Source organism: Streptomyces sp. NBC_01077 (genome assembly GCF_045162855.1).
Classification (GTDB): domain Bacteria; phylum Actinomycetota; class Actinomycetes; order Streptomycetales; family Streptomycetaceae; genus Streptomyces.
The window spans coordinates 9,236,632-9,254,618 of sequence record NZ_CP108669.1 but is presented as its reverse complement, the minus strand read 5'-3'; the positions used below and the strand labels follow the sequence as shown (position 1 = coordinate 9,254,618).

The 17,987-nt window shown below is 68.2% G+C and carries 14 protein-coding genes and 2 pseudogenes; 7 read left to right on the top strand and 9 right to left on the bottom strand.

What is annotated here, in order from left to right; all coding sequences use genetic code 11:
• The first annotated feature begins 281 nt into the window (after window positions 1-281).
• The 3 genes and pseudogenes from OG462_RS41455 to OG462_RS41445 all read left to right on the top strand — a co-directional run bounded on the left by OG462_RS41455 (window position 282) and on the right by OG462_RS41445 (window position 7,282).
• A complete protein-coding gene (locus OG462_RS41455) occupies window positions 282-4,949 on the top strand; it encodes a glycosyl hydrolase family 18 protein (RefSeq protein ID WP_406066143.1) in 4,668 nt (1,555 codons plus the stop codon).
• A gap of 123 nt (window positions 4,950-5,072) precedes the next feature.
• Window positions 5,073-5,794 (top strand): annotated as a pseudogene (locus OG462_RS41450) (transposase); the annotation flags it as partial.
• A gap of 369 nt (window positions 5,795-6,163) precedes the next feature.
• On the top strand, window positions 6,164-7,282 hold the full coding sequence (locus tag OG462_RS41445; protein ID WP_406066141.1) for a serine hydrolase domain-containing protein: 1,119 nt from the start codon (window positions 6,164-6,166) through the stop codon (window positions 7,280-7,282).
• 32 nt (window positions 7,283-7,314) lie between these two features.
• Here the strand turns inward: OG462_RS41445 and OG462_RS41440 are convergent, their stop codons facing one another.
• Window positions 7,315-7,629, bottom strand: coding sequence for an HPP family protein (locus OG462_RS41440; RefSeq protein ID WP_406066139.1), 315 nt, complete (start codon window positions 7,627-7,629; stop codon window positions 7,315-7,317).
• 412 nt (window positions 7,630-8,041) lie between these two features.
• Between OG462_RS41440 and OG462_RS41435 the strand changes: the two genes are divergently transcribed.
• On the top strand, window positions 8,042-8,317 hold the full coding sequence (locus OG462_RS41435) for a DUF6296 family protein (RefSeq protein ID WP_406066137.1): 276 nt from the start codon (window positions 8,042-8,044) through the stop codon (window positions 8,315-8,317).
• A 276-nt stretch (window positions 8,318-8,593) separates the two neighbouring features.
• Entirely contained in the window at window positions 8,594-8,857 is a 264-nt protein-coding gene (locus tag OG462_RS41430; RefSeq protein WP_406066135.1) for a hypothetical protein, read from the top strand.
• Window positions 8,858-8,893: 36 nt separating this feature from the next.
• On the opposite strand, the pseudogene OG462_RS41425 reads toward OG462_RS41430, so the two are convergent.
• Window positions 8,894-9,445 (bottom strand): annotated as a pseudogene (locus OG462_RS41425) (SDR family NAD(P)-dependent oxidoreductase); the annotation flags it as partial.
• A gap of 257 nt (window positions 9,446-9,702) precedes the next feature.
• Between OG462_RS41425 and OG462_RS41420 the strand changes: the two are divergent.
• Window positions 9,703-10,113 carry a hypothetical protein gene (locus OG462_RS41420; protein ID WP_406066133.1) on the top strand — a complete coding sequence of 137 codons (411 nt, stop codon included), beginning with the start codon at window positions 9,703-9,705 and terminating at the stop codon, window positions 10,111-10,113.
• A 105-nt stretch (window positions 10,114-10,218) separates the two neighbouring features.
• On the opposite strand, the gene OG462_RS41415 is transcribed toward OG462_RS41420, so the two are convergent.
• Window positions 10,219-10,554, bottom strand: coding sequence for a hypothetical protein (locus OG462_RS41415; protein ID WP_406066131.1), 336 nt, complete (start codon window positions 10,552-10,554; stop codon window positions 10,219-10,221).
• Between the two features lie 139 nt (window positions 10,555-10,693).
• On the opposite strand from OG462_RS41415, the gene OG462_RS41410 reads away from it, so the two are divergent.
• Window positions 10,694-13,009 (top strand): tetratricopeptide repeat protein, encoded by a 2,316-nt coding sequence (locus tag OG462_RS41410; protein ID WP_406066129.1) that lies wholly within the window; start codon window positions 10,694-10,696, stop codon window positions 13,007-13,009.
• A gap of 48 nt (window positions 13,010-13,057) precedes the next feature.
• Here OG462_RS41410 and OG462_RS41405 read toward each other — a convergent pair whose 3' ends face one another.
• The 6 genes from OG462_RS41405 to OG462_RS41380 all read right to left on the bottom strand — a co-directional run bounded on the left by OG462_RS41405 (window position 13,058) and on the right by OG462_RS41380 (window position 17,977).
• On the bottom strand, window positions 13,058-13,495 hold the full coding sequence (locus OG462_RS41405; protein ID WP_406066128.1) for a hypothetical protein: 438 nt from the start codon (window positions 13,493-13,495) through the stop codon (window positions 13,058-13,060).
• A gap of 269 nt (window positions 13,496-13,764) precedes the next feature.
• Window positions 13,765-14,316: a phosphotransferase family protein gene (locus OG462_RS41400; protein WP_406066902.1), complete on the bottom strand. Its 552-nt coding sequence runs from the start codon at window positions 14,314-14,316 to the stop codon at window positions 13,765-13,767.
• 116 nt (window positions 14,317-14,432) lie between these two features.
• On the bottom strand, window positions 14,433-14,663 hold the full coding sequence (locus OG462_RS41395) for a hypothetical protein (protein WP_406066126.1): 231 nt from the start codon (window positions 14,661-14,663) through the stop codon (window positions 14,433-14,435).
• A 752-nt stretch (window positions 14,664-15,415) separates the two neighbouring features.
• Window positions 15,416-15,844 (bottom strand): lasso peptide biosynthesis B2 protein, encoded by a 429-nt coding sequence (locus OG462_RS41390; protein ID WP_406066124.1) that lies wholly within the window; start codon window positions 15,842-15,844, stop codon window positions 15,416-15,418.
• Window positions 15,841-16,164, bottom strand: coding sequence for a hypothetical protein (locus OG462_RS41385; protein ID WP_406066122.1), 324 nt, complete (start codon window positions 16,162-16,164; stop codon window positions 15,841-15,843). The genes OG462_RS41390 and OG462_RS41385 overlap by 4 nt, the downstream gene beginning before the upstream one ends.
• The gene (locus OG462_RS41380) at window positions 16,124-17,977 is read right to left on the bottom strand and encodes an asparagine synthase-related protein (RefSeq protein ID WP_406066120.1); all 1,854 of its coding nucleotides are present in this window, start codon (window positions 17,975-17,977) and stop codon (window positions 16,124-16,126) included. Before OG462_RS41380 ends, OG462_RS41385 begins: the two co-directional genes overlap by 41 nt.
• Window positions 17,978-17,987 lie beyond the last annotated feature (10 nt).

Below are 17,987 nucleotides of genomic sequence, written 5' to 3'. Positions count from 1 at the left end.
CCCGCGCCTACCCGTCCCTGCGGGCAGAACGAGCCAACCGCAGCCGTGGAACCCGGCGCCCACCCGACGCGGCAGCCGTGCGCCCAGCCCTGCCCGGACTCCGAAGTCACGACGAAAACTCGCCACTAGGGCGTCGGCGAGCTGACGGATCCTCATGAACGTTGGAGGCTTGCAGTTGAGAACCATGTACCGTCCAACGATTCACTCGTTCCCGATCTGTTGAATGAGAAGGGGGACTTTTGTTCCGCCGATTGATCTCCGCAGTGGTGGTGATGGCCGGGTTGACAGCGTCGCTTGTCGTGCCGGCCGCCGCCACCGATTTCCCTCCGGCCACCACGCCTCTGGTCACCTGGAACATGCAGGGGGCCGACAACAAGGCAAAGAGCGGCAGTAAATGGACCACGGTCCAGCGGCTGGCGTTGCAGGTGCCGATCCTGATGCTTCAGGAGGTCGGCCCGCACCCGCCTGAAAACAGCGCCGCACAGCCCGACCAGACCTTCACCACGACCGACAGCCACGGCGGCACGCATCAGTTCACCGTGCTGCACCGGACATGGACCGTGGACAGCGGTTACCGCAGCACCATCCCGACCCGTGAGGTCTACTTCCTGCAGACCGCCGACGACGCGACCAACCCGCGCCGGATCGGCGGCCGGGTCAACAACGCGCTCGTCCTGACCGAGGCGCCCGACGAGCTGATCGTCGTCGGCAACCCGATCGACGCCGGCCGGAACGCGCTCGGTGCGCGGTTCGGCAACGAGTGGTACTTCACCGTGCACGGCCTGTCCGGCGGTGGCGGCGACTCCGGGACGCTGCTGGACGCCATCGACGACCAGATCGAGAGTCTCGGTAACCAGCGTGGCGTCACCTACAACGCGACGGTCGGTGGCGACTTCAACGTCGAGCCGGAGGTCCTCGAGGAGCGGACGAGCTTCCCACCGACCATGCGGATCCACGGCTCGGGGCAGGGAACCCACCAGGAAGGTGGTGAGCTGGACTACTTCGTCACCACCCACTTCGACCACGCGCTGACGGTCACGGTCCGGCCCGAGGGCAACTCCGACCACCGGCCGACCCAGTCCGGCCGGCTCAACGCGGGCGGCACCAGCCCGCCGCCCGGTCCCAGCCCGTCGCCCGGCGCGATCGACGAGCTCCGGCTGATGCCGACCGGTGACGGGATCACGGCCGGTGTGCACAGCACCGACGACGGTGGCTTCCGGGACTACCTGAAGACCATCCTGAAGGGTCTGACCACCATTGCGGTGGTCGGTGGCACGGCGGCCAGTCTCATCTTCACGCGCACGGATTTCGTCGGTGAGCTGAAGAACGGCAAGCGGGGCGACCCCGACCACATGGGGTTCGACGGCAAGGGCATCGACGCCATCAAGGCCGAGTCGATCCCCGCGCTGCGGACACTGCGGCCGAACATGATGACCCTGCTCGCGGGCACGGCCGACCTGGCCGGCGGTGCCGACGGTGCGGCGACGGCCGGGAAGATGCGGAACTTCCTGGACGAGATCTACCAGGCCTCGCCGACGACCACGGTCCTGCTCGGGACCCTGCCGCCGTCGACGAACCCGACCTATCAGGCCCGGATCGACGCCTACAACAGCGAGCTCCGCACGATCGCCTACGCCAAGATCAAGGGCGGCGCACGGCTGGTGCTGGTCGACCTGGGCGAGGTCACCCCGCAGGACATCACCAACGAGATCTACCCGACCGACGCCGGACACCAGAAGATCGCGGACGCCTTCGCCGAAGGCGCTCGCATCGCGGTCCTGCAGCGCATGATCAGCGGCCGCTCGTACGGCTGGGAGCCGATCGGCAAGATCCGGGACGCCGCCCCGGCCGGCTCGAAGATCGCGTTCCCCGACCTGAACGGTGACGGCAAGGCCGACTACGCGGTGGTCGGTACGGACGGCAAGGTCACCGGCTGGCGCAACGACGACCCGCGCAAGACCGCGGTCTCGCTGGGCGACATCAGCCCGGCCGACCGCGGGAACGACCCGGACCGGGTCTACTTCGCCGACCTCGACGGTGACGGCAAGGACGACTACATCCGGATCCTGATGCCGCCCGACTCACCGACCGGCATCCCCGCGATGCGGATGTCGCGGAACACCAGCAGCGGCAGCAAGATCAGTTGGGACAGCCCGACGATCGTCGCGAACAACCTCATCTACGAGCCGGACCTGTACTTCACCGACATCGACGGTGACGGCCGCGACGACCTGATCACGCTGGACCGGATGAGCTTCCCGACCGCCTGGCAGAACAAGGGCAAGGGAATGCCGACTCCGGGCGGCTGGGAAAAGGTCGAGGGTTTCGGCACTCCGGGGGAGGCTCGCGGCGCGCAGGTCGCCTTCGCCGACATCACCGGTGACGGCAAGGCCGACACGGTCCGGGTCGAGTTCATCACCGGTGAGGTCCGGGCCTGGCAGAACACCGGCGCTCCATGGAGCGTCACCAAGGGCTGGAAGTCGCTGGGCGTGATCCGCGCCGACGATCCGTTCCAGGGCACCATCGGGACCTTCGCCGACCTGGACGGCGACGGGATCGAGGACTTCGCCATGATCCGCTCCGGTACGACGGCGAAGACCGCCGTCAAGGCGGCCGTGGCGAGTGGCGCCGGTGACATCGAGGGCTGGCTGGTGCCGAGCTACGGCGATGGCAGCCGCAGCGACGGCGGTGCCGGTGATCTCGGTGTCAACGGTGGTGCCGGTGACCCGATGGAGTCTCACCCCGGTGGCGACGACGGCGGTTCGCGGCCGGGTGCGTCCGGCGACTGCCGGCCGGACGGTCTGGCGGCCACGGCGGGTGTGGCGACGCCGTACTGCAAGGTCTATCAGAGTGACGGCCGGGAATGGCTCGGTCAGGGCCGGGACCGCCGGGTCGTGGGCTACTTCAACGGTGGCCGCACGGGCGCCGACGGCACGCCGCACTACCTGGTGAAGAACATCCCGTGGTCGAAGGTGACCCACCTCAACTACGCGTTCGCGTCGGTGGAGAACAACCAGATCAAGGTCGACTCGAACGCCACCCAGAAGGAGTGGCCCGGCGAGGTCGGCGCCGAAATGGATCCCTCGCTGCCCTACAAGGGGCACTTCAACCTGCTGACGAAGTACAAACGCCTGCACCCGCGGGTGAAGACGCTGATCTCGGTCGGTGGCTGGGCCGGTTCCGGTGGCTTCTACGCGATGACCACCAACGCCGACGGCTCGGTCAACCAGGGCGGGATCGACACGTTCTCGCGCTCGGTCGTGGACTTCCTGCGGACCTACGGGTTCGACGGTGTCGACATCGACTTCGAGTACCCCACGGTCCTCGAGGACACCGGCAATCCGACCGACTGGGCGGTGTCGAACCCGCGTCGCAAGGGTCTGCCCACGACGTACGCCGCGTTGATGAAGACGCTGCGGGACTCGCTGAACCGGGCTTCGGTCGCGGACAACAAGTACTACCTGCTCACCTCGGCGTCGTCGGCCTCCGGCTACCTGGCCCGCGGGATGGCGAACCAGACCGCGCTGGACTACCAGGACTTCACCAACCTGATGGCCTACGACTACCACGGCACCTGGAACGACGTGGTGGGTCCGAACGCGGCGCTGTTCGACGACGGCAAGGACCCGGAACTGACCGATCAGTACGCCACTCCGGAGTACGGGAAGATCGGGTACTTCAACACCGATTGGGCGATGAAGTACATGCGTGGCGCGATGCAGGCCGGGCGCGTCAACATCGGTGTGCCCTACTACACGCGCGGCTGGCAGAACGTCACCGGCGGTACGAACGGTCTGTGGGGCACGTCGCGGAAGCCGAGTGGGTGCGAGCCGGGTACGGGCGTCAAGCGGCCGTGTGGTGACGGCGCCTTCGGCATCGACAACATCTGGCACGACGAGACCAACAACGGCAGCGAGCTCGGCTCCGGGACGAACCCGCTGTGGCACACCAAGAACCTGGAGAAGAACATCACGCCGGTCTATGCGCGCAGCGTCGGGCTGAAGCCGGAGACCGACATCACCGACCGGCGCACGGGCCAATACACCCGGTACTGGGACGACGCCACGAAGACGTCGTGGCTGTGGAACGCCCAGAAGAAGGTGTTCCTGTCGACCGAGGACGAGCAGGGCATCGACGCGGTCAGCGATCTGGTCAAGTCGACCGGTGCGGGCGGCGTGATGATGTGGGAGCTGGGCGGCGACTACTCCTGCCCGGCGGACATCCAGCCGGACACCCCGTGCGGGATGGGGTACACGCTGACCACGCGGCTGAACGAGAAGCTGGGCAATATCGGCGCCTATGACAACAATCTGCGCACCGGCAGCGGTGGTGTCGCGCCGACGGTGACCGCCAACCTGAGCGTCGAGATGGTCAACTATCCGACCGCCACGGCGAACCTGTGGCCGTTGCAGCCGACCGTCCGGATCACCAACAACACCGGGCGCACGCTCGGCGGTGGCAAGGACACGAAGCTGTCGTTCGACATTCCGGCCTCGACGTCACCGCTGGTCAAGGACGCCAACTGGCAGACCGATGTCCAAGGTGGCCAGTGGAAGCTGGTGCCCGGTACGACGTTCCACCGGGTCAGCACGACGCTGGACTACTGCCAGATCATCCCGGCCGGGAAGTCGCTCGACTTGCCGATCATCTACTTCCTCCCGATCACCGGCCCGGTGAACACGAGTCTGTCGATCGGCGGTACGGCGTACGCGCCGGTGAACGACAACCTCAAGGGACTCGGTACGGCGACCCCGCCGGCTGGTGGCTGTAGTGCCGGGAACTGGGACGCGACCAAGATCTACTCCCCGGCCAGCCAGCCGATCGAGCAGACCACGGTCAAGTACAACGGCAAGGTCTGGAAGGCCAAGTGGGAGACGAAGGGCAGTGCACCGGGGACCGGGGCCGACGCCGACCACGAGCCCTGGAAGCTGATCGGCAACGCCAGCTGACCGTTCTCAGCCACCCAGACTGACACTCCACGTCTTGATCAAATAAACGGAGAGTGCTTCTGAACTGCAACGATGGGACTCGTATGGGGTCCTGTTGGCTGCACGGGAAGAAGCACTCTCCAGGTGAGCAGGCGTATCGGGTTGTACCCGCGTGTTCGTGTCGAGGGCGATGGCAGTGGGGTGGTCTCGCAAGCTGGGGCGGCGCTGTTGGTCGAGACGGTCCGCGCGGCGGGCCTGGACACCGCGATATCGGCGGCGCCGGCGCCGTGGCGCAAGCGGCGGACGGTGCACGACCTGGGCAAGGTCCTGCTGGATATCGCGCTCGCGACGGCTCTGGGCGAGGACTGCCCGGCCGATGTCGCCATGCTGCGGGCCGAATGCTGCGGGCCGAGCCCCACATGTTCGGCCGGGTGGCGTCCGACCCGACGGTCTCCCGGCTCGTCGACGTCCTTGCCGCAGCAGGGCCGAAGGCGCTCACCGCGATTCGCACGGCGCGAGCCGAAGTGCGCGGGCGAGTCTGGGAGTTGGCCGGTGCGGACGGTCCGGCCGCCGAGGACAGCGTGATCGTGGACATCGACGGTGTGCTGGTGCTCGCGCACTCCGAAAAACAGGACGCCACCACGACCTGGAAGAAGGCCTTCGGCCATCATCCGCTCGTCGCGTTCGTCGACCACGGCCAGACCGGGTCCGGGGAGCCGGTGGCCGCCCTGCTACGGCCCGGCAACGCGGGCTCCAACACCACGAGCGACCACATCGAAACCGCCCAGCTCGCCCTGGCCCAACTGCCCCAACGCCTGCGGCAGGGACGGCGGACACTGATCCGCACCGACTCCGGCGGCGGCACCCAGGCGATCGACAGGCTCTACAGGCTCCCGAACCCCATCTGACCAGCCACCTCGACCATCCCGACAACCCGCACCACCACACCGGCGAAGTGGAACCCGGCGCCCACCCGACGCGACAACCGGGCCCTCAACCTGCCCCAGCCCCGAAAAGACCCATCACACAGCCAAAAAGTCCCCGTCAGCAAGCTGACGGGGACTCATGAATGATCGAGGTTGGACCCGCCACTTCCGAGACACGCCTATTCGCTGCACGTCCCCAGACTCCGGTAAGACCTCTCCCCGAGCCCGCCCGCTACGGCGTGCCTCCCTAACACAGGACTCGAGGATGGGCATTGTAGAGCCGCGACCCCCACGCTGGAGATGTGTACTGTGAAGGCTCCGATCAGGCTGATTGTCATTCCCCTTGGTGTTGCCCTCTTCATTAGCGCTTGTGGCGATGAGGGAGAACCGAGTTCAGAATCCCAGAAGAAGAATTTGCAACAGGACGTCGAAGCGGTGCTGGCCAGTGACGTCCCCGGCGCAGTGGTGGTGACTGCCGACAAAGGGAGCCAGGTCGCTAACGCTTGGGGACTGGGCGACATCGCATCCCGCACCCCCATGAAGGTGGAGGACCGCTTTAGGATTGGCAGCCTGGCTAAGTCCTACGTGGCAGTCGTCATTCTTCAGTTGGTCGACGAAGGGAAGATGACTCTCGATGATTCCGTGCAGAAGTGGCTGCCCGGGCTGGTCCCCGAAGGCGAAAAGATCACCGTCCGCCAGCTCCTGAACCACTCGAGCGGAATCCCCAACTACGAGGAGAACCCGCAATACCTGGCCCCGTACCTCGCCGGTGACGTCACGCATGTCACGGCGCCACAGCAGCTCGTGAAATTGGGAACATCCCTGCCAAGGACGTTTCAGCCTGGCACAGACGCCGCATACTCGAATACGAACTATGCGGTGGCCGGCCTCATCATCGAGAAGGTGGCCGGAGCCTCTCTGGCCACCCAATTCAACGACCGCATCTTCAAACCACTCAAGCTGGATTCTTCCTACTTGCCCACCGGGCCCGATATCGCCGGCTCCCATGCGCACGGATACTTTGTGCTCGGGAAGCCGCCCGCTACCGACGTGACGCGATTCAGTCCCTCCATCGCGTGGGCCGGCGGTGGAATCATTGCATCCTCAGGTGATGTCTCGTCGTTCTACCACGCTTTGCTGACGGGCCGCCTGCTCCCGCCTGACCTGCTGAAAGAGATGATGACGACGGTAACAGGCAAAAGTGGCGCAAAATACGGTCTCGGAATCGTACCCCGTAAATTCTCCTGCGGAACCTGGTGGGGGCACAGTGGGAACTTCCCCGGATACCTCGTCGAATCGTACGCAACGACGAATGGTCAGCGTCAATCGACTATCGCGATGAACTACGACCCGAACTCCATGCAGCAGAAGACGAAAGGTGCAGTCGAGAAGCTCACTGATGCGGCCGCGTGCTCGAAGCAGGAATAGGATTCTGCTTCGTCGATCGTCACCCGCCAGGATCACGTGGACAGGCGACGCCTACAATCTCTCTTCGCCGCGGACTTCCTGGCGGACGACTTCACTTTTCGTGGTCCTCTCGGCCGAGGTCCTCTTCGTCGGCTGTGGCATCTCGTGGGCGGTGGCCGGCCTGTCGGTCTCGCTGCGGCACTCCCGCGAGGCCGGGGCTTCCTGACCATGTGCGCCGCGAGGGCCACCGCGTACCCAGCGGCGGCACCGAGGAGGTGGCCGACGACCACGCTTCGCGACTGGGCCAGTGGCAGCGCGGGGGCGCAGTGGACCAGTGCGGCGCTGGCGGCGAGCGGGGGTATGAGCACCCGGCTGGTGAAGGGCGGCGCCGATCGCGACGAGTGCGAGGAGGGCTGCTGTGGCAGCGCTGACGTTGTGGGCGGTGGCCGCGGGCGTCGGTCGCGCCGGGGCACGGCCGGCCATCCGGGCCAGGCGCGGGCGCCGGCTGCGGTGGACGGCGGCGGAGCCGGTCACGGCCGGGGCGGGGTCGGGAGGCGGAGCGGTGTCGGTACTCCTGTGATGCGGGGTTTCCGGGCAGGCAGCCGTGGGTCGGACGAGACGGAGCGGGGCGGTCGGTCGCCCGGGGGCCCTGTGGTCGACAGCCGGCCCGGTCTCGCGCCCGACCCTGGTGCGGCGGCGCGGCCTCGCACCACTCTAACCAGCGGGTTCTCGGCTGGTCGGCCGGAGGCGTAGCCGGGCCTGCGGCGTAAAATAGGCCGAATGAGCCCACTCCGATACGAGCTGGTGTTCTCCGACGACGACTCGGGTTCGGCCCAGGACGTTGTGATCGTCGAACGCACCTCTTCCAAGGGGCCCGGCGGCCATCCGGTCTACGCCGACCGCACCGGCATCATCCGGGCGGAGATCAGCGACCGGGACGAGGTGCGCATCCTCGCCTCAGGCGGACACCAGGCTCCAACCCAGCACGTCCTGGCCCGGCGTCTCACCGACGCCGATCCGAAAGATCCCGCCGGCCCCTCCACCTCCACGGCCTGACCGGTACCCGACCCGGCCGATCTACCCGGCGAGCGCGCTCCACGTTCGGGTAGGGGCGCCTCACGACCCTCCCCCGGCGACGAGGCCAGAGGCGGACAGGGCTGTCAGGGCTGGGCGTAGCCGCGCGGCCACCACCTCATCCGGCGCGCGGCCTCCGCGACGACGTATGGGTCCGGCTCACCGAAGCGGCTGATGGCCATATCCACCAGGTCCTCGTTTCGGCAGGGCGCGCCATCACGCCTCGCGCCACCTGTCGCTTGCCTCCAGCACGGTCGCGTGCTGGGCCGCAGCCACGACGAGGCGCCGGGCGCCGACCTCAGTGAGGTCGACGGTCAGGCCGCCGTCGGCAGCGGCTGCCACACCGGTGAAGTCCCCGGCGGCTCGGATCCCGCGACGGCCGGCCGCCGCGTTTCGACCCCGCCGACTGCGGTGGCAGCGCGGGACGCTGTGGACCTCGCGAACGAGCGGCTCTCTCGTCTGTGCCCGGAGCAGGAGAACTACCCAAGCAGCACCGGCGGCCCGGTCAGCCTGACGGTTTGACCAGGCCGGAGCGGGCCCGCCTGCCTATCTGCCATTCGACCGGCCATAGGCGCGCTTGGGCTGGTAATCGTGCGTGCTCTGGAGATCGTCGAGGTCCAGGCGTTCGGACTTGGCGGCGAAGCTGCCGGTGGTGACGATCCGGCTCCCCGGGGTTGCCCTGAGCAGGGGGGCCAGGTGGTGGGTCAGCGCGAAGTGCCCCAGGTGGTTGGTCGCGAGCATCAGTTCGTGGCCGGCCGTGGTTTCGCGGCGCGGTGGATGGTCGAGCGCAACGCCGGCATTGTGGACGACGGCGTCGAGGCGATCCAGTCCGAGCGCGTCAACGGATGCCTTGAGCGAAGCGAGATCGGCCAGGTCCAAGGGCAGGTGCTTCACCCTGGCGCCGGGGACGCGCGAGCGGATGGAAGCGATCGCTTCTCCGGCCTTCGCCCTGTCGCGGCTACCGAGAACGACCGTGGCCCCGGTGCCGGCGAGCTGCTCGGCAACGAAATACCCGATGCCCGCGTTGCCGCCGGTGACCAGGAAGCTCCTTCCTTCGGCGTGAGGCAGCCGGCGGACGTCCCACTGCGGGACCTGGGGTACGGAGGGCATGGCGGTCTCCCGGATTCTCGGAGGGGTCTGGAGGCGGGCGGGACCGCACATTCACAGCCGGCCAGGCCCAGTTCCCACGGTCCCTCACGCCACCCACATTCCGCCGACAGGTCGGTGACCCCACCGACAGCCGACCGACATGGCGCGGGCAGCCGCGCATCGACCTTGACCTGCGGCGGTCCATCTTCGGTGTCACAAACCGCGCTCGGTCCAACTTCGATGGCGATCGATCCCAGTTCGGTGGCACAGGTCGCTGTGTGCCTCGCGACGACCTCATCGCCATGCTCCGCGAGCAGACCCCGGTATGCGGGCCTGCGCGTGACGCCTTGATCGCCGGGGGTGATTTCCTCCTCTGGGACGACCTGGTCCCGGCCAACCGGCGCGCGGGTGTCTTCCTGAATCGAATGCGCCTCGCCTTGAGGCGTGGCTACACGATCGATGGCCTTGCCGACAGCATCGACATCCTTCTGCGGGCCGAGGAAGAGCTGGTTCGTACCGGATGCATCGACGCGGTGGATAGGTCGTCAGTGTTCACGATCTTGCTGAACTCCACGGCGACAGTAGTGACGCTGTCGGAGCCCAACGGCTGGTTCAGTACCTCACTGATCGCTGCGGACGAAGGCCGGGATCGCCGTGCCCACAACATAGTGGCCGGACACGTGACGTGACGGTCTGGAGGAGGTACGGGATGGGTTCTGCCGTGGCTGATGGCAGCGGCCCTAACGCGGGATGTTCCTGAGAGGGCGTTTGTCTCCAGGAGGTGCGCCGGTCCCTCAGTCGCGTGAGGAGGCATCAGTGCCCGAGATTTCACTTCCGCCTTCGGCGCGAAGGCGGATGTCCCTGTCGGCTGCGCTGAGGCCGGATTGTTCGATCTTCGAGTTCTCGGCTGCTGTCATGTCGATGCTTCCTGTGCCGGTCGTCTCCAGCCTTGAGTCCCGGATCTGCGAAGCGCCCGTCGCCGTGAGCGTGACGCTGGTTCGCTGTCCATCGCCGCGTCCGGTCAGCCGCTGGTTCACTGCGACCAGTGCCCCCGTAATCGCTGCCAGTACGGCTGCGCCGACGCCAATCCAGATCCAGTCGGTGAAGCCGGTCATCAGGTTGGTGACCACGCCTGCCATGATCGGAAGGACAGTTGCGACAGCGATTGCGCGGCCCCTCTGGTCAGTCATCTGTACACCCCCGCAGGAGACTTGACGAGCGATACAGTGCGATCCTAGGCGGGGTTCCGCGATTGCGGAGGGGTACAGCATGGTGGAGCCGTGGCAGGGAGCCTTCACAGACCGAGAAGCCTCGATAGCGGCCTTCGACCGGTTCGTCGGGCAGGCGGACACTCAAGTGCTTGCCCTGTGGGGGATCGCCGGAATGGGCAAGTCCCGGCTGCTCGATGAACTACACAGCCGTGTCCCTGCCGACCAGCGCAGCGAACTCATCGACCTGAGTGTCCTGATCGGCGGGGGCCACGACCGCGCGGCCCGGGGAGATCAGCCTCCGACAGGTGACCTGCTGTCACGCATCGCCCACGCTGTGGCTTCATGGGACCCGTCCCTGAGCCACCGGATCGCCAAGTACGAACGCGCAGCGAAGGCGGCGGTTCGTCTCCTGGAGCCTGCTGACGTCGACGTAAGACTCACCGCCGAGAACGGCGGCGTCATCACCGGCAACACCATCAACATCGATCCTGGGCCGTCCGCGGAGGTCTACACACAGTACCGGCGGCAATTGCTCCACGCGCTAACAGAGCTCGTCCGTCGCCTGAGGCGTCCCGGGGTTCTCCTGCTCGACACCGCAGAGCTGCTGGCACTTCTCGACGACATCGCAGTGGAACAGCCCGGACGGGGGCAACCGCCGCTGAGTCATTGGTTCACGCATGTCGCACTTCCCGCGTTGCTGCAGAGCAGCCCCCTCATCAAGGTGGTCGTCGCGGGCCGTGACGAGATACCGATGCCCAAGGGGCTGGGGGTCGAGAGCCATGAACTCTCCGCGTGGGAGACCCTTCATACGGTCAGGTTCCTCGCCTCCTGCGAGATGACCAACGAGGACCTTGCGCAGGCAGCCCACGAGGCCTGTCACGGCGTACCTCTGTGGCTCTCGCTCATTGCCGATCTGGAGCAGACCCTGGCAGAACGCGGGGAGCGGCTCAGCCCTGGTCTGCTGCGCCGGGAAGCTGCCGGGCGTCCGGCGCAGACCTGGCTGCCCCGAGTCTTTCTCTCGCGGCTTCCTCCGGCTCAGCAGAAAGTCCTCAAAGCTGCTGTGGTGTTGCGGTCCCCGACACGGGAGGCGCTGGCGACGTTGCTGGCAGGAGAAGAACTGCCGCAGGGGTGGTTCGAACGCTTCCGGCAATACTCGTTCGTCCGCCCGCTGGGGGACACAGGACATCGGCAGATCCATGCTCTGATCCGCCAACCGATGCTTGCCGACCTCGCGAACGAGGAACCCCTTCGGCTGCGCATGCTGCATGAGACCGCGGCCCGGTACTTCGCGGCAGTCGGGCGCACGATGTTCCTTGAGCAGACGTACCACCGCTTCGCTGTCGGCGACATGACGACGGCACGGGAATGGGAACGTTCAACGGAGGAGGCCATACTGAGCCACGATCTGGGCTCCGCCATGCTCCACCTGAATGTGCTGACAGAGCAGCGCCAACGTGTTGAGGCTGCGGGCGGGAACGCCGTGCTCGCACGAGGGAGTCTCCTCGCCGGCCGACTGGCCTTCTTCCGTAATCAGTGGGATGAGTGTCACGAGGCCCTTCAGGCTGCTCGCGTCCTGTGCCGCTCGGTCCAGGACTCCACCGGTCTGGCCGACGCTGTCGCCCTGCTCAGCGACCTGGAGTTCCAGCGTGGGAGCGTCAGCGTCTCCATCCGACTCGCAGAGGAAGCGCTTGAGCGCTACCGCACCCTGCGGCTCGCCGCCGGTGAGGCCTACGCCCTGCGCAACCTCAGCTGGGCACACCGCAGACTCGGCCACTATGAGAAGGCGGCGACACTGGCTGCAACCGCCTGTGAACTGAGCGAGGAGGCGGGCAACAGTTTCGAGCAGGCCGAGTCGCTCCGTGCGCTGAGCTGGGCGCAACGCAGCATGCGCGACTACGACGATGCCGAACGCAGCGCACTGGGTGCGCTGCACATCTACCGAGAGTTGGGCAGCGGCCGGGGCCGCGTCAACGCCCTCGGTGCCCTGGTCGAGCTACATCTAGAGCGGGAGGAATTCCCGCAGGCCGAGCGATGCGTCGAAGAGCTGGTGGATGTCTCCCAGCGTATCGACTACCGGCTCGGCGAGTGCTACGGCCGCGTCGCCCTCGCCACCATCGCCCTGCGCAGCGGTTCCGCAACCCGGGCGACTCAGATCGCCGAAGCCGCCCTGGCCCGGCTCACCCCGTTGGGGCAGCCTCTGTGGACCGGCCGGACCCTACAGGTCTGGGCCGAGGCGCTGCTCGCCCTCGATCGCCCCGAGGAGGCCAGGGACCGGGCTCTCGAGGCGCAGAAGGAGTTCAACGACATCTCCGAACAGGACGGCCTCACGTCAACCGCAACTCTGCTCGCTCGCATTGGCCAGCAACTGCGGTAGGAGCCGGCCGTGTCCCCGCAGGATCCGTCCTTCGTCAAGGCCACCACATCACAGCTGCCACCATCGCTTCTTCGGGGGACTACCCGGCAACACCTGCTCCGTGGCAACAATGAACGCCCCTGGCTGTTGCGGCACACCGTGGTGCTCGTCGCACTTGGACAGCACCCATAGCTTGTCCCCCGACTGCTCAAGGTCAAGGTAGGCGGCATCAAAGCGGCTGCAGGCAGCGCAGCGAACTCCCCAGTCAAACTTCTCCGTGAGGTGAAAGATGCCGTGGCTCACCGCTTGAGTCTCGGCCGTGTGAAACGGCACCCAGCCGGTCTTGAGGTCGCCGCACGTACAAATCGCGCAGGCCTCAGGCCAGGCGGGGACGATGGGGTGCCCAAGGATCTCTCCGATCCTCTGCGCTGCTCGATCCACTGCAGGGCTCTCACGTTGCAGGAAGACCTCGTAGCGGATGCTCCCTGCGAAACCAGCGCCGCTCATCGCGTGTCCACTCTCCCTTGCTCTGAGAGGGCGGGAGCGCGTCGTCGCACCTCTCGAACTTGTTGCGCCTTGACGGGCTGCCCCCACGCTCCAGGCCGTGGACCAGAGCCCCGTCCGGACCAACTCCCCGCGCCGCAGGTCCGCAACACCCCGTACCGTCGAAACACCCCTCCGACAGGGCGATCACGGTGGTGGGCCCGCGTACATCGCACGGCGCGAGGCCCACCATCACACCCGCTCAGGCACCCTGCCAGCTCCTCTCCCCCCGGTCACCGGAAGCCCCCTACTGCGAGTATGGCCGCGAGCACAGCCAACGCGGCCAGGCAGCCTGGAACACCGGCCCAAGCCCTCCATCTGGACCAGGACCGCAGACGAGATCTTCGACCGCCTCGCCTCATATCTGAACAGAATTCCTGACTCAGATGACTAGAGGATGCCCTTCCAGTTCCAGGGGCGAGGACTGCGAGGACCCTTACGGCCGCGAAGGCAGTCCACGCGGCACTGAGCCTGCGAGGCCCATTCGGCATGGGTCGCTGAGTGCTGAGCCGCGTAGGAGACCATCCGTAGTTCTCTGGCCCCGGCAAGCAGACGGTAGTGGGCCGTGCCGTCACGTCTCGGCCGTAGATCTCGCAGAAGCGCCGGTATTCGGTTGTGGTGACCGCGCCTGTTGTCCGCCACCGGACTGCCGTCGAGACGAGGTCCCAGTCTGCTGGCCCCAGAGAGAAACGCCCCAGGTCCATGAGGAGGGGACCACCAGGCGTTCGGACCAGGTTGCCCGGCCACGCGTCACCATGGATCGCTGAGGTCCCGACCTCTGGCACGATCGTGTGCCATTCCACCGACAGGTCCTCGCACAACGAGACCGATCGCGCACATGTACGTGCGACCCGGCGTGGTCGCGGAGCCCGTGCCGCTCCGAGACCGCCCGGTTCCGGTACTACGTGGATCCCGCCCCGGACAGGGCCGCGATCGACGTAGGTGCCGGGCTCGGCCAGTTCACCTGCGAACTGGCCGGCCTCGAACTGATCACCATGGGCTTCGACTTCTCCACCGTGGCGGTCGAGCACGCCCGGTACAGCTCCACGGTGACCACAGCACCGCCGCCTTCCTCCGGCACGGCTCCGACGCCGACCAGATACCCGGCCGCCTCCGGCCCGGATCCGTCCACGTCATCTCCTGCCATCACGCTCTCCAGTTCTTGGAGCTCCCGCGCTTCATCCACGACGCCGCGCGGCTGCTCGCCCGGGACGGCGCTCTGCACGTCACGACAGCGGTCACCGAGAAGATCGGCCGCCCTGTCGGCCTCACCGAGGGCCAGGTGACGGCTCTCCAGCAGAGCTGGAGTTCGAGCACCCGCTACGACCTCTACGAACAGGGTCAGATCACTGCTCTCGTGCTTCGCGGACCCTGCGGGCGCTCACCTCGCACAGGGCTTCGCATGCCGCCAAAAGGCAGCGCCGAAGCTCCTCCTCTACTCCGCCCCCGGCCTGCTGCCGGACCGTGTTCCCCGCGCAGGCCCTTACGCGTAGCCCGGGGCGGGCTCCACTCTCCGGTACGGCACCGCCAGTCGACCACCTCAGGGAATGGCAGCGGCGCCCTACTGGATCCACCCACCCGCCCCCGCCCTGCGGCCGACGATCCTCATCGACGGCCGCGACCCGTTCGCCGAGCTTGGCGCCATCCCGTCGGTCGTCTGCCGGATCTACCGCAACCCCCGACGGCCCGGCCGGAGTACCACGAGCTGGCCGCCACGGGCGTGCGGGGTGACTACCGGGGAGTACACGAGCCGGACGTCGTTCTCTGTCTGGAGGTCGACCGCTTCGGGTTTCGTGATGGTGGCGCGGCACGTGGGACGGCGGTTGTTACACCGGCCGGCCACGGGCGCTGACGAGGCGTGAGCCGCCGGGTGTCCGGCACGCATCAGACGCGCAGGGCCGTCGCGTAGGGCCAGCCGTGTGGGAGAGCGGTCTCGGGTTCGCCGGTCGGGCCGGACGCGGTCTCGACCCAGGCGTGGTGGACGCGCGGCGGCGGGAGGAAGCGCACGCCGAGGCACCAGGAGAGGCGGTAGCCCTGGGCGACGGCCGCCAGGCTCGCGGCGAGCGAGGTCTCAAGGCAGGCCGCGCGCCCCGGCCACCAGGCGCCGGCTGAGCGCGCCGCCTGGACAATGCGGGCGGCCCGGGGCTGCGCCGGTTCCCTCAGGGGCAGACGGTGCAGCAGGCGCACGAGGGCGGTGGTGCGGTGCAGCGGGAGTCTCAGCAGGAGGACGGCGGTGAGGAAGCCGAAGGATCCGCAGAGTAGTTGGGGCAAGGAGGGCTGCGGGCCGGCGGCAGGAGCGACGGGCAGGCTCATCGTCCGGTCCTCCCCGTGAACAGTCCGGTGAACGGCCACCGGCGGCGCGGCGGCACGTCGGGGTGCCGGATCAGGAGTCCCGCGGCGCGCAGGTCGTGGAACAGGGCCAGGAAGGCGCGGTCCGAGCGCGACGCGTCATCGCCCGGTACGGCCGCCTCGGCTGCGGCGGCCTCCGGGTCGGCGCCGGCGAGGATCGCCTTGAGGAGTGCAGCTCCTGGCCGGGACAGGTGGTACCAGCGTCCGGAGCGCTCGTCGAGCAAAGCGGCGCCCGCGGTCTCGTCATGGACGACGTGCACGGTGCGGGGCAGGACCCAGGGCACGGGATCGGTCCTCCTTCCACCACGTCGAGCGGCTCTGGGTTTCCAGCTGCCGCAGCCACACCTCGACCGCGACGAGGTTGTGCACCGAGCCGAGCGGCAGCGGTAGCCCTGGCGCCGCCCGGCGCAGTACGGCGGTCACGGGGGCAGGGTCGACGAGCCCGAGTCGGGCAAGGCGGGAGCCCGTGCCCAGCAGCTCGGTGAGTGCGGCGGAGTGTTCGGCCAGGCCCGCGTAGACGGGCCCGCCGAAGGTTCCCTTGGTACGGCGGTCCAGGACCGGGTCGGCGACGATGCCGCGCATGGCGCGAGTTAGCAGCGGCTTGTACGCGCCGGGCACGTGCCGCTCCTCCGGCGGTACGCCGAAACAGACGGCGACCACCTCGTCGTCCAGGTACGGGGCCCAGAGGGGCATGCCGAGGCTCGCGGCCAGGTGCGCATATTGGGCGACGTCGTCACCGACCCTGGCCAGGCCGTGCGCGTCGCGCCAGGGTGCGAGGCGGTTCGGCTGTTCGCGGGACCGGCAGGTGTCGGTTACGTGGTCTGCCAGGAGGTCACGGGCCGGGCGGGGCATCCAGCCGGCGACCGTCTGGACCGGCAGCCAGGCGGCATCGGCGCCGCCGGTCCCACGGTGCGCCGTGGCGGCCGGGGCTGCGGGCCCGCGCAGCCGGTCCGTGAGGTGCCCGGCCTCCACGGTCAACGTGAGCGCGGCCTTGGACCGGGCGGCCCGCCACAGGCTCCATGCGGAGGTGTGGGTGACCCGGGCCGCCGCCCTGGCCGCCGCGGCGGCCTGGCGGCGCCGTCCGGCGCGCAGGGCGTCGGTCAGGACACCGGACGCGGTGAGCACGGTGTCGCCGCCGGTGCCCACGAAGTGGCCGCGCGAGCCGTGCGCGGCCATCGCTCCCAGGACCTTCGCCTTCATCGCCCACAGCACGACGGTGGGGCTCGGGGCGTCGGAGACGGGGACGGCGAGGTGCTCCGGGCTGAGTCCGGTGTAGTGGAGGGTGGAGCGGTCGCCGGTCACCACGTGATGGACCGCGCCCGGCATCTCGTCGGCGGCGGCCGTCGCGTACGGGAGATCGTCGTTGCGCAGCCACTCGTCGGTGTACGTGACGGCATGGGTCTTGCCCGCCCGCGCGGAGAGGTGGGCCAGGGTCGTGGAGTCCAGCCCTCCGGACAGGTCGGCGGAGCGCAGCGAAGTCGACCGTACGCGGCGGTCGACCGCCTCGGTCAGCCGGGTGCGCAGGAGCCGGGTCCCTTCGGGCAGGGTGAGGTGCTCCGCGTGCGCCCGGGTGGTGGTACCGGTACGGACGAGGCGGGCCGAGCCACGTTCGCAGAGCAGGGCCATGCCGGGTGGCACGCGGGCGACCTGCGGGAACAGGGCGGCGTGCGGGTCGAGCACCACGTCGGGCAGTGCGGTGCGGGCCGCGAGCGCGCGGAGTTCCGGGATCGGCGGGCCGGAGAGCGCGGCCAGCGGTGTCGCCGCGTTCGACCACCAGACTCCGCCGTCGAGATCCGTACGGTAGAACACCGGCCAGACCCCGGCGCGGTCGCCGACGACCACCGTACGGTCGCGGGTCTCGGCCATCAGCAGACACGAACCCGGCCGTTCCGGCATCCGGTCCAGGTGCCCGGCCCGTATCGCGTGGAGCGTGGCGGCGAGTTCGTCATGCGTGGGCGGGCAGTCGCCGGCGGCCGCGATCCGGGACGGTCCGGGGCCGTCGCCCTCGACCGTGCGCACCAGGACGGGTCCGACAGTCCACGCCGTGGCGAAGCCGGGGATCCCCTCCCCGGCGACAGGCGCCGGGACATGCGTCAAGCTCGTGTCC

Coding starts and splice junctions, on each gene's coding strand:
- OG462_RS41435 (WP_406066137.1), top strand. CDS start 8,042: ATGAGCCCACTCCGATACGAGCTGGTGTTCTCCGACGACGACTCGGGT.
- OG462_RS41410 (WP_406066129.1), top strand. CDS start 10,694: ATGGTGGAGCCGTGGCAGGGAGCCTTCACAGACCGAGAAGCCTCGATA.
- OG462_RS41405 (WP_406066128.1), bottom strand. CDS start 13,495: ATGAGCGGCGCTGGTTTCGCAGGGAGCATCCGCTACGAGGTCTTCCTG.
- OG462_RS41390 (WP_406066124.1), bottom strand. CDS start 15,844: ATGAGCCTGCCCGTCGCTCCTGCCGCCGGCCCGCAGCCCTCCTTGCCC.